Raw genomic sequence first — 11,637 nt, 5'->3', positions numbered from 1 at the left:
CGCGATCGACTCCCGTCTCTCGCGCCGCGCTTGGTGCCGCGCGGCGGGGAGAACCTAAGGTGCCCGGACCCCGGGGGTCAATACCTTTCGTGATGCTTTTTCGGAGTTTTTTCGCCCAATCCGCGCAACACGTTGATTTTGCGAGATTCGGGCTCTGAACTTTTTTGCGGGGATCTTGTTACTAGAGGCGGCGTAGGTGGGAAATCGCGGGGATTGGGCGCAAATCCGGGGGTGAAAATCCCCTCGGAGGGGCTGCGCGCCTTGTATTTGCTTGGTTTGCGGGGTGTGTGATGGATTGCGTGACGCGAACTACTATTTTCATAGTAGTTAATGAATGGCGCTGTGAGGCGCTGAAATTCAAGGTTCGAGGGATGGCGAACGAGTAGGGCGGAGGGTGGTTCGGGAATGGTGAAAAGCGGTGGTGGAGGGTGAGTGGGCGATATCGGTGTAATGTGGTGCCTGGAAGAGGGCAGTCCCCTTCCCTTGCGGTCCGGTTCGTTCAGGGGGAGAGGCTGCTGGAAGAGGCCTCCTTGATTCCGGGAATCAGCTTTGCCGGTCTCGCGGCCCTTCAGGCCGCCGTTGCTACGCACTGGAAACCCAGCCCGATGGGCTGGGCTGAGGGATTTCGCACCTTTGGTGCTGGAGAAGCGGTGCTGGAGAAGCGGTGCTGGAGAAGCGGTGCCGGAGAAGCGGTGCTGGAGAAGCGGTGCCGGAGAAGCGGTGCCGGAGAAGCGGTGCTGGAGAAGCGGTGCTGGAGGAGTGGTGCTGGAGGAGTGGTGCTGGAGGAGTGGTGCTGGAGGAGTGGTCGGTCTAGAGGCTGGCGGTCCCGAGGTAGGGAGATACGGGCGTAATTGGGGGATAGCGGAGCGCTCAGGGTGGTTCGGTTGCCGCACACGAAGTGTGCGGACCACTTTGCTGGCGCATGGAGCGAGCTGCAGGGATGCTTTGAGACTGCGAGGTCGAGGGGCTGGAGCGGAGGTCGTCGCGATGCTGGGAGTGAGCGACGAGATGAAGGGGAGGCTGGCGGGGTATTCGGGCTCTTCCCCGCATGAGGCGTCCCGTTGGGACGCTGATCTGGAGGGCAAGTGTCCCGGCACTTTGGTGCCGGGCTTTTATGAATCGTCCCGTTGGGACGGAGAGGGATGGGGCGTTCCTCTGGGGATGAGGAGCTGCGACAAGGGATGGACTAGGGGACAGGAGTGTCCCCTCTCCTCAGGGGCGGGACTTTTTGGCGGGCCATGAGGGACCGTTCGGCCGGTCTGGAGACCAGCGCTCTCGGCGGTGGCTTGGTGGATTGAGGCCGTGGGGACCGTTCGGCCGGCCTGGAGACCGGCGCTCCCGGGGGGGCTTGGTGGGTTGAGGCCGTGGGGACCTATTCGGGCGGGATGAATCCCGCGCTCCCAGTGGGCTTGGGGTGCGGATGTCCCCTGCCCTTTGCGCCTTTGGTGGCTCGAACGCGCTGTTCCCGGCGCCCGGTGGAAAGGAAAAGCGCGGTGTGGACGATCCACACCGCGCTTTGGGAATTTCAGATTTCGCCGTTCGGCGGTCAGGCCGGGGCGCCTACGACTTCGCCGGGGAGAGGGCCGCCGTCGTCGGGCTTGTCCTCGGTGGGCTTGGCGGCGGGCTTCTTGCGGAATTCGTCAGGGACCGGTGGTGGCTTGGGCGCGCTGGGCGGATTCTTCATCTCGCCGGTCTCGATGAGGTCGCGGATGTGGGATGCGTCCAGCGTCTCGTATTCAAGCAGAGCATTGGCGATGAGCTCCACCTTGTCCTTGTTGGTGGTGAGGACCTCGGTGGCGTGATCGTAGGCTTCGTCGATGAAGCGCTTGATCTCGGCATCGATGACGCGGGCGGTGTCCTCGGAGTAGTTCCGGCTGCGCGAGACATCGCGGGCGAGGAAGACCGGGTTGTCACCGTCGCCGTATTCGATCATGCCGAGCTTGTCGCTCATGCCCCACTCGCAGACCATGTGGCGTGCGAGGGAGGTGGCCTGACGGATGTCGCCGGAAGCACCGTTCGAGACGTCGCCCGTGATGAAGGACTCCGCAATGCGGCCGCCCATGGTCATCACGAGGTTGGCGAGGGCTTCCTTGCGCTGGGTGGAGTATTTATCGCCGTCCGGCAGATACATGGTGGCGCCGAGATACGGGCCACGCGGGATGATGGTCACCTTGTGCAGCGGGTGCGTGTGCGGCAGCACCATATTCAGGTAGGCGTGGCCGGCCTCGTGCCAGGCGGTGCCGGTCTTTTCCTTGTCCGACATGGCGAGGCTGCGGCGTTCGCGGCCCCAGCGGACCTTGTCGCGGGCTTCTTCCATCTCGGCGATGGTGACGGCGGAGAGTCCGCGGCGGGCGGCAAGAAGAGCCGCCTCGTTGATCAGGTTGGCGAGTTCCGCACCGGAGAAGCCGGGGGTGCCGCGGGCGATGATCCCGAGGTCGGTTCCGGGGGCCAGCTTGATCTTCTTCACGTGGACGCGGAGGATTTCCTCGCGGCCATTCACGTCTGGAAGGGACACGGTGACCTGGCGGTCGAAACGACCGGGGCGCAGCAGCGCGGGGTCGAGGACGTCCGGGCGGTTGGTGGCGGCGATGATGATGACGCCCTCCTGGGTGTCGAAGCCGTCCATTTCCACGAGGAGCTGGTTGAGCGTCTGCTCGCGCTCATCGTGACCGCCGCCCATGCCGTGACCGCGGTGGCGGCCGACAGCGTCGATTTCGTCGATGAAGATCAAGCAAGGAGCGTGCTTCTTGCCCTGCTCGAACATGTCGCGGACGCGGGAAGCACCCACACCGACGAACATTTCGACGAAGTCAGAACCGGAGATCGAGAAGAACGGGACGTCCGCCTCGCCGGCGATGGCGCGGGCGAGCAGGGTCTTGCCGGTGCCCGGAGGGCCGACCATGAGGACGCCCTTCGGGATCGAGCCGCCGAGCTTCTGGAATTTGCGGGGATCGCGGAGGAAATCGACGATTTCCCAGAGCTCTTCCTTGGCTTCCTGAATGCCGGCCACGTCCTTGAAGGTGACCTTGTTATGATCGCGTGTGAGCAGCCGGGCCTTGGACTTGCCAAAGGACATCGCGCCACGGCCGGCGGCTTTCATCTGCTGGCGGAACAGGAAGAACAGCAGCAGCACGATCAGCAGGACCGGCAGGAAGGTGAAGATGGCGCTCTTGAGGAAGTCGTTGTTAGCCTCGTAGATGCCGTTGTCATTGAGGAGCTTACCGAGCTCTTCGCCGAGCATCATCACCGGGGCGATCACCTTGAACTGCTTGGGGCCGGCGCCTTTCGGGTCGGCGGGGGCAGCAGGCGTCGGGGGAATCTCGCGATTGGCCACAATCACGGCGAGATTGCCGTCCGGTGAGTAGACGGTGAGCGGGCCCTTGCTATCCAGCGACTTGATCTCGCCGAGCGCGGCGGCTTGGCGGAAACCGGCTTCGGAAAGCTCGACGGTTTCCACGCCGGGGGCTGGAGCGGCTTCGCTGGTCAGGCGGAACGCCACGGACTGGCCGAGAATGGCGGGCACATCCTGAGTGCGGACGGTGGCGCGGATCGGCTTGGTGCCGGGCTCCTCGCCGGGTCCACGCTCGGGCGAATTGCGAAGGTAACCGGTGATGACCGCATTGTAGGCGCTGTCCTGAGTGGTGACCTTCAGCGGGAACTTCGCGTCATCGCGATAGACCAAGCCCTGGTCCCATTTCTCGCGGAATTGCGCGAAGGACAGGGACTGGATGGTCGAGCTCATCCCATTGCTGAAGACAGCAAGGGCCAGGATGAGAAACGCGGCACTAAGGAGAATTGCGAGACGCCAGTTGAATCCAGGCGGGTCGTTCGGTCCGCGCGCGCCAGAACCCTGCGGCGGACGGTTTTGAGACGGGTCAGACATGATTGATGAGGAAATCGCCCTTTTCCGGTCGCCGCAGGCAAACGAGCATCAGCGGGGAAGACAGTGCAGAGGGCGCGACAGGGTAGCGCTATAATCCCGAAAGAAAACCCAATTTTTTCCGGCGCTCTTGCCGGTGCGGCAAGGGTTTGCCATGGATGGCGCGGATGGATCACGACACGGCTCCCGATGAGGCCCCGGAACCGCGGAAGGGTCCGGTGCACCAGACGTGGTGGGCGAAGCGCCGGGTGGCCAAAAACAACGCCTCGCGGGTGCTCGGTTTGCTGGTGGATGCGTTCGCGGGATTCGCCACGATCGACGGCCAGCTGGATGCCGATGAAGCGGACCTGATTCTAGATCTGCTGCGCAGCGCCTTCCCCGAGGCTGACCACAGCTGGCTGGCCCGGCGGGTCCAGCGGGCGGTGCGCGAGCAGAAGCCGCTGGCACGCACAGCACTGGATCTGAGGGAGTTACTAGACGACTCCCAGAAGATGGCAGTGGGCCTGCAGCTCTACACGCTGGTGGATGCGGTGGGCCGCTCGGAGAGCAGCCGCAGCTCGTTTGAGATTTTCCTACGCCGCCTCGGCCGGCCGGATCATGCGCGGCAGATCCTGGCGGAAATGTCCGGGGACGAGGCTAGCGAGCATCCGGGATTCGAGCGGGTCGTCTTTGGCCTCGGGGACTCCGTCGATGTGGAATTGCCTGCGGAAGCGATCGGCTATGCCTTCCGGGTCTACCGGGCGGCGGATCTGGTGCTGGTGCGAAATACCGGCGAGCACCCGCTGTGGGTGCGGGGACGATCGCTGGAAAGCGGCGCATTCCTGCGGATGCGGGAGCGCCAGCAGATCGTGCTGCCCGGCTGGACGCTCACGGCGGAGGACCTGATTTCCTTCCTCAACGTCAAACTGACGGGCAAGACCGCCGCCATTTTCCTCGCGAGCACGGACGAGGGCCTGAGCAGCGCCCGCGCCCGGAGCCGCCAGAGCGAAGTGCGGGTGCGCTTCGGCCTGAAGGCGGAAATCGAGGCGCTGCGGCCGACGAAGTTCATCATCGAGGGGATGGGGCCGCTGTTTCCCGGCAGGCCGGTTTTCTGCGATCACCACCAACGGCTTTCCGATCCCGCGGGGGTCTCGATCACGCTGGACGCGCTGCGCCGGCGACGGGTCGAGGCGGGCGGGCGATTCCGGATGGAGCCGGACCAGCGCGATTTCCGGGTCTCGAACGACCCGTCGGTGCTGGAAAGCGGCGACATGCTGCTGGCGCCGGGCTTCGCGCCGCGGGTGGTGCTGCGGATCCGTTTCGACTCCGAACGCCGGACCGGCGATCTCTTCGTCCGCGAGGCGGAAGGCAGCATCACTGCGGATGGCGTGCAGGTGAAAACCTCGGCGCCGCTGCGCGATGGCACGATCATCCGGCTCTCCCGCACGCAGGCGCTGCGCTGCCGCTTCAGCGAGGGCATCATCGATGAGGAGCGGAACCTGATCGAGGCGCTCAAGGTTCAGGACCTGATCCATCAGTTCGTGCCCGGAGTGCGAGCGCTCGACAACGTCAACTTCGAGATCATTCGCGGGGAGATGATGTGCATCATCGGCCCCAGCGGCAGCGGAAAGAGCACGCTGCTGTCGGTGCTGGCGGGCCAGCTCGAGCCGAGCCGCGGCCGCGTCCGGCTCAATGAATCGTCCCTCTATCAGAACCGGCTGGAGCTGATCCGCTTCATCGCGAACATGCCGCAGGAGGAGGCGCTCAATCCGCAGCTCACGGTGCGCGAGCATTTACGGCACGCGACGACGATCCGGCGGCCTTTCCTTTCATCCGAGGAAATCGCGCGGCGTGCGGATGGTATTCTGGCGGAGCTCGGGCTGCAGGCGATCGCCCGGCGACGGGTGGGATCGCCGGGCGAAAAGACGCTCAGCGGTGGCGAGCGGAGCCGGCTTAACCTGGGCCTGGACCTTGGAAGTCCGGCGGAGGTCTTCCTGTTCGATGAGCCGATTTCGGGGCTTTCGTCGAAGGACTCGGAGCACGTGGCGGAGACGCTGCGCTCGCTGGCGCGAGACAAGATCGTGATTGCCTCGCTGCATCGTCCCGGAGCGACGGTGATGAACCTTTTCGACAAGGTGCTGCTGCTTGATACCGGTGGCAGGGTCGCCTTCTTCGGTTCGCCGGCGGCGATGATCGCGTATTTCCGCGAGACGGCGGATGAGCTGGGGATTTCGCACCCGGCGATCGCCGCGAATATCCCGCTCGGGGCGGACTTCGTGTTCGATGTGCTGGAGACTCCCCTCGCCCAGATCGGCGGTGGCCAGAATCCGTCGGCGGCGCGGCGTTTCCCGCCGAGCTACTGGCAGGAGCGCTTCGAGAGTGAATCGCTGGTGCATGCGCTGGGCGACACCGCTCCGCCGTCGCGCATCGAGACCGCGCAAGACGCCTCGCTGTCCTCAATCCATGCCGCGCCCGGGGTCGGCCGGCGGTTGAAGCGTGCGTGGGCGCAGTTCGCCACCTACTTCGAGAGGTCGTTGCTCTCGAAGTTCCGCAACCGGGGGACGCTTTACTCGACGCTGTTAGAGGCGCCGCTGCTGGCGATGCTGATCGGGGTGACGCTGCGCTCCTCGAAGCAAGGCGCGTATGAGTTTCCCACGGCGCTGCACATCCCGGCATATCTGTTCCTGTCGGCGACGGTGGCGATGTTCCTGGGCCTGACGAACTCGGCCACGGAGATCCTGCGCGATCGTCCGGTGCTGCGGCGCGAGCGGAATTCACGGGCGAATCCCCTGCTCTACGTGGCGGCGAAATTCTGCGCGCTGGGGCTGGTCGCGGCGGCGCAGTGCTTCGTTTACACGCTGATCGGCCACTTCTTGTTAGAGATCCGCGGCACGGTGCCGAGCCAGTGGATGTGGATGACTCTAACAGCCTGCACCGGCACCGGGCTGGCGCTGCTGGTCTCGTCGATCGTGAAGACCGAGCGGGCCGCCCTAACAGCAGTGCCGCTGTTGCTGGTGCCGCAGATGTTGCTGGCCGGGGCGCTGGTTCCTTTCCGCGAGATGAACCGCGGGCTTTTCGAGAACAGCGGCATCGAGCGTGAGCGCGGCGGAGTGCCGGTGCCTTCGGATTTCATGCCACTGCGCCATGCGTATGAGGCGATGGTGGTGACGCAGGCGATCCGGAATCCTTATGAACTCGAGCGCATCCGCATCCAGCGCCGGATCGATGGGATCAAGGAGATGCCCAGCCCGCTGGAGCCCGGCGTGGAGGAACGCCTGCAACTGATGCTGCAAGGCTTGGTCAAACTGGGCGGCGCGCAAGCGGCCACCGCAAGCGATGCCGAGGACATGGCCGAGCAGATCACGCTGCTCGCCCGCGGCGGGAACCGGCTGCAAATCGACGCCCTGAAGGTGCGGTCCAAGGACCCGCGCGCGCGCCCGCTCACGGAGTTCTTCGTCAACGACCGCATCGACCTGCTGGTCCGCGAAGCCGAGACTTTCCGGCTCGATTATCGCAATGAAGACAAGCCGCGGCACATCTTCCTGGCGCTGAAGAAGCCGGTGGGTGGCGTGTGGCACGACACGGTCGACTACGACAGCACGATCCTGCTGATGGTGATCTTCGGGACGGGACTGGCGACGTCCGCGGTGCTGGGGATACAGAACCGGCGGACGAGGTAGGTGGGGAAATCATCAATCACCCATCTTCCAATCATCAATTGGAGTGTTTGGGAGAGTGATGACGCGTCACTTTGGCTGGCCGCAATTCGGGCAAACGCCAGCGGTCGCAGGAATCAAGGTGCCGCAACGATCGCAGTCGATGGACTTACCCCGAAGATCGACTTCGGTCGTGTGGGCGCTGCCGAACAGCTCGATGCGATTGCAGGTGCGACAGGTGAAAACCACAGCATCCTCGCCCATCAATTCGAAACCAAAGAGGGACAACCCGGGACCACCCATGGGCAGCCGACTTCGCTTGAATGAATCGCCACCACAATGGGGACAACGAAGGGGAAAGCCGTTGACGTTCATGGCTGCGAACTCACGCGCCTTCCGGCGTCGCGGCTTGCTTTAGCGCGGCGGCAATTTCGGCGACGACGACGGCGGTGAGCGGGCGAGGGACGACGGTGCCTAGGACGAGCCAGCCGAAGGGGGTTTCGACGGGGACGACTTCGAGGACTTCGTTCGCGCCGATTTTGACGTGGACGTTGCCGGCCTGGCCGGCGACCGGGCGGTAGGCTTGGGCGAGGCTGCGGGCGAGGAAGTGCATGCGCGCGTAGGCGGGGTCTTCCATGACGGGCTTGCCCTCACGATCGAGGATGAAGACGCCGCGGGCACCGGTGTGGCGGATCAGGGCATCGCGGAAACGGGCGAGGCGGACGAGCAGCGGGCCGCGGCCGGGCGGGAGGGGCTCGACGGGTGCTGGCGCAGGCACCGGGGGCAGAGAATCATCCAGCTCGGATTCGAAGACTTCATCGTCCGGCAAATCCCGAACCTGGGCCGCGAGCGGTGCAGGCGCTGGTGGTGGTGAAGCGACCGGTCGTGGTGCGCCACCGGCGAAGCCGACGAAGTCGGTGCCGAAGCCGGCGTCCGGCGAGTCGGCTACTGCCGGCTCGTTGCGATCAGCGAGCAGGCTTTCGGCGAGACGGCGGACCGCCGAGGCATCGACCCATGGTTCAAGCGGATCCATCGCGGCGGAGGGAGGTGTGGCCGGAACGTTCGAGCTTGGCTTCGATTTCAGCGCGCAGGGCATCGAAGACCGCCAAGGCCCCTGCCCCGTCTTCCAGCACGCCGACGGGAAGGCCGCGGGCGCTGGCCTTCACGAACAGGGCATCGCGCGGGATCATGGTGCGCAGCACGAGATCGCCCGGCAGGAGCTGGCGGAGGGCATTCACGGACTCGCGGCTCTCCGCCATGTCGTTCTGGACCATGGTCATCAGCACGCCGAGCACGATGAGTCGCGGATGGATGACGCGGAGGCGATTGAGTCCTTCCAGCATCTTCGGGACGGAGCGGATGCCGAGAGGCTCGGCCTGTTGCGGGACCAGCACGGCATCGCTGGAGGCGATGATATCCGCGGTGAGACCGAAGAGACCGGCGGGCGTATCAATGAGGCAGATGTCAAAGCCGCGGGCCTCGACGGCGCGGAGGAAACCGCGGACGCGGGCGAGGTGAGCGCCGGTGGGAGCACCGCCGACCTCGTAGTCGCTGGCCTGGCCGGCAGCGACCAAGGTGAAGGTTTCCAAGCGAGTCGGGACGAGCAGCCGCTCCAGCGGAATACCGGGATCGGCGAGGTAGTCGTAGAAGCCGGAAAGCATGCGCGACTGGCGGGTCAGCGAGAGCCCCACCGAGCCTTGAGGATCTGCGTCCACGAGCAGGGTTCGCAGCCCGGCACGGGCGAAGGCATGAGCCATATTGATCGAGGCGGTGGTCTTGCCCACGCCTCCTTTCTGACTGGAAACCGCAATACTGATCACACTGTTTGGTTACGGAAAATTCGCTGCCGCAGCCTAGCTAGGGCTTGTAAGCACGGAAGCCTTTTCTGCAAGCTGCTACTGCCACGCATCAGCCCCTTCCCTTCCATGACGAAAGCCAGTCTTCCCGCCGTCGGTTTGCTCGCCTTGACGGTCTCCCTTTCCTCCTGCCGGAAAGAAGAGATTAGCGCTGGAAAGGCCGGGGCACCCCCGCCCGTGCTGGCGCCGGAAATGCAGGTCAACCGGATGGTCAACGGTCCTCAGGGCCTGCTGGCCGCCCGCAAGGATTCGCCGGTTCACTGGCAGCAGTGGGAGCCACAGCTGCTCAAGCGGGCGGCGGATGCCAAGCGACTGGTGGTGGTATTGGTCGGAAGCTCACAGTATCCGGGGTGTCTGGAGGCGCTCGACGCGATCGACCGCGACCCGAAATGCGTGTCCCGGCTCAACGGGGAATTCATCCCGGTGCTAGTGGACCTGGAATCCGCTCGCGAATGCGGCGTGGCTGCGGCCCTGCTGAGCGAGGAGAGCAAGTCGAGCGGCCTCAGCTTCCCCTTCCTGCTGGTGATGTCGCCGGAAGGCAGCGAGGTCGCGTGGCGGCCGATCATTTGCGGACAGCCCAATGGCGGTGATTTCCGGGATGTCTTCGACAAGGCGATCGACCTGGTCACGAAAATGTGGACGGAGGATCCTGATTTCACGCTCCGCAACAGCAAGACGGACCATGAGAGGCGGCTGAAGCAGATCATTCTCCCCGACGCGGTGGTGGATGCCGCAGGGCGCGATGCTTTCCTGATCCGGATGACGCGGCAGCTGAGCAGCCAGTATGAGGCAGACATCGGGATCCTTTCGGGTGCCGGTGGCTTATTTCCGCTGGGGAGCTTGCAGTGCCTGGCCTCGTCCGCAAACGATCCGGCGATCCCGGCGGAAGTGGCCGGACGTTGCCGCGAGGCGGTGACGGGCTTCGGCAAGCATGTGCTCAATAGCGCGATGGTCGATCCGCTGGATGGCGGCGTTTATTCGATCCGGCGCGGGAATTCGTGGGAACTCCCGCTGCCGCAGAGGACCTGCATGACGCAGGCTCGGGCCGCGCGGGCCCTGGTCAGCCTACAGGCGTCAACGGGTGAGGCGCGACCGCTCGAAGTGGCGCGAGGTGCGGTGAAATTCGCCGAGGAGCAATACTCGACCCAGGATGGGCTCTTCTCCAACCAACGCCAGCCGGCACCCACGAACCTGCGCAACCTGCTGTGGAGTCGCGAACAAATCGATGCCGCCCTGACTCCTGAAGAGGCCGCGCTGTGGAAGGCGCGCTGTGGCGTGCAGGATCTGGGCAACATGGCCATGGAGGCGGACCCGATGAAGGAGTTTTTCCGGCTGAATTCGCTCAGCGCGCGGGTGCCACTGGCGGAAGCGGCAGCCAAGGCCAAGGTGGATGCGGCGCAGGCAGCAGCACTGCTTGAAAGCGGGCGGAAGAAGCTGCTGGAGGCGCGCCGCGCCAGGACGCCGGAGCCAGCACCGGCCACCGCAGGAGCCGCCTCGCCGAGCTTCCGGATGGTGTCCGCCTATGTGGCCCTCTTCACGGCGACGGGTGAGGCCGCCTGGCGGGACAAGGCGCTCAATCTCGCCAAACGGTCGCGGGAAGCCTTTTCCAAGGACAATCTGCTGATCGAGCAAGGCCCGCCGGTCCCGGAAGCAGTCGGAGATGCGCGGGCCTTCACCTATGCGCTGGCCATTCAAGCGGCGCTGGATTTGGCCGAGGTGACGCTGGACGACTCGTGGCGGCTCTGGGCCGGAGATCTGGCGACGGTGGTGGCGGAGCAATTCACCGACAAGGACGGCCGCCTGCTGGAGGCACGGCCTGCCTCGACGCCGCTGACGCTCCCCCTCACCGACCGAATCATGCTTTTCGACGACTCCACCGCCGGCCTGATGCGGATGAACGCGGCTCGTCTGGAGGCGCTGGGACAGCCGCCGCCGCCGGAAATGGCGAAGCTGGCCCGATCCCTGCCGCCGCTGGAAAGCCAGCCGGTGGTGGTGAGCGATTCGCTGCTGGCAGCCTCCTTCAGCCGGTCGCGGGTGATCGTCGAGCTACCCGCCAATCCCAGTGCGGAGTGGCGTGAGGCGGCCGCGAAATTGCCGCTCGACCGGATCGCGAGGCGGATCGGGAAGGGTGCTACCGCGAAGATTCTCCGCCCGGATGGCAGCACTGTCACCCCCGCCAATCCGGCCGAATTGGCCGCCGCGGTCGCAACTACCAGACCGTGACGCGATTTTTCCTCTCGCATCCCACCGGAGGCGTCGGATTGTT

The 11,637-nt window shown here is 65.1% G+C and carries 6 protein-coding genes; 2 read left to right on the top strand and 4 right to left on the bottom strand.

The features are described 5' to 3' along the window. Positions 1 to 1,546: 1,546 nt before the first annotated feature. Positions 1,547 to 3,742: an ATP-dependent zinc metalloprotease FtsH gene (gene ftsH, locus WKV53_RS20145; protein WP_341406595.1), complete on the bottom strand. Its 2,196-nt coding sequence runs from the start codon at positions 3,740 to 3,742 to the stop codon at positions 1,547 to 1,549. 305 nt (positions 3,743 to 4,047) lie between these two features. Here ftsH and WKV53_RS20140 point away from each other — a divergent pair, with 305 nt between their 5' ends. Continuing rightward, positions 4,048 to 7,539 carry an ATP-binding cassette domain-containing protein gene (locus WKV53_RS20140; RefSeq protein WP_341406593.1) on the top strand — a complete coding sequence of 1,164 codons (3,492 nt, stop codon included), beginning with the start codon at positions 4,048 to 4,050 and terminating at the stop codon, positions 7,537 to 7,539. Positions 7,540 to 7,605: 66 nt separating this feature from the next. Here WKV53_RS20140 and WKV53_RS20135 read toward each other — a convergent pair whose 3' ends face one another. From WKV53_RS20135 to WKV53_RS20125, 3 genes are all read right to left on the bottom strand, one after another. Further along, positions 7,606 to 7,779, bottom strand: a complete 174-nt coding sequence (locus tag WKV53_RS20135; RefSeq protein ID WP_341406592.1) for a hypothetical protein — start codon at positions 7,777 to 7,779, stop codon at positions 7,606 to 7,608. Positions 7,780 to 7,900: 121 nt separating this feature from the next. Beyond that, positions 7,901 to 8,548, bottom strand: coding sequence for a hypothetical protein (locus WKV53_RS20130; protein ID WP_341406591.1), 648 nt, complete (start codon positions 8,546 to 8,548; stop codon positions 7,901 to 7,903). Next, a complete protein-coding gene (locus WKV53_RS20125; RefSeq protein ID WP_341406590.1) occupies positions 8,535 to 9,335 on the bottom strand; it encodes a ParA family protein in 801 nt (266 codons plus the stop codon). Before WKV53_RS20125 ends, WKV53_RS20130 begins: the two co-directional genes overlap by 14 nt. 105 nt (positions 9,336 to 9,440) lie before the next feature. Between WKV53_RS20125 and WKV53_RS20120 the strand changes: the two genes are divergently transcribed. Next, entirely contained in the window at positions 9,441 to 11,594 is a 2,154-nt protein-coding gene (locus tag WKV53_RS20120; RefSeq protein ID WP_341406589.1) for a DUF255 domain-containing protein, read from the top strand. Positions 11,595 to 11,637 lie beyond the last annotated feature (43 nt).

Source organism: Luteolibacter sp. Y139 (assembly GCF_038066715.1).
Lineage (GTDB): Bacteria > Verrucomicrobiota > Verrucomicrobiia > Verrucomicrobiales > Akkermansiaceae > Haloferula > Haloferula soli.
This window is presented reverse-complemented; position numbering and strand designations above follow the sequence as displayed.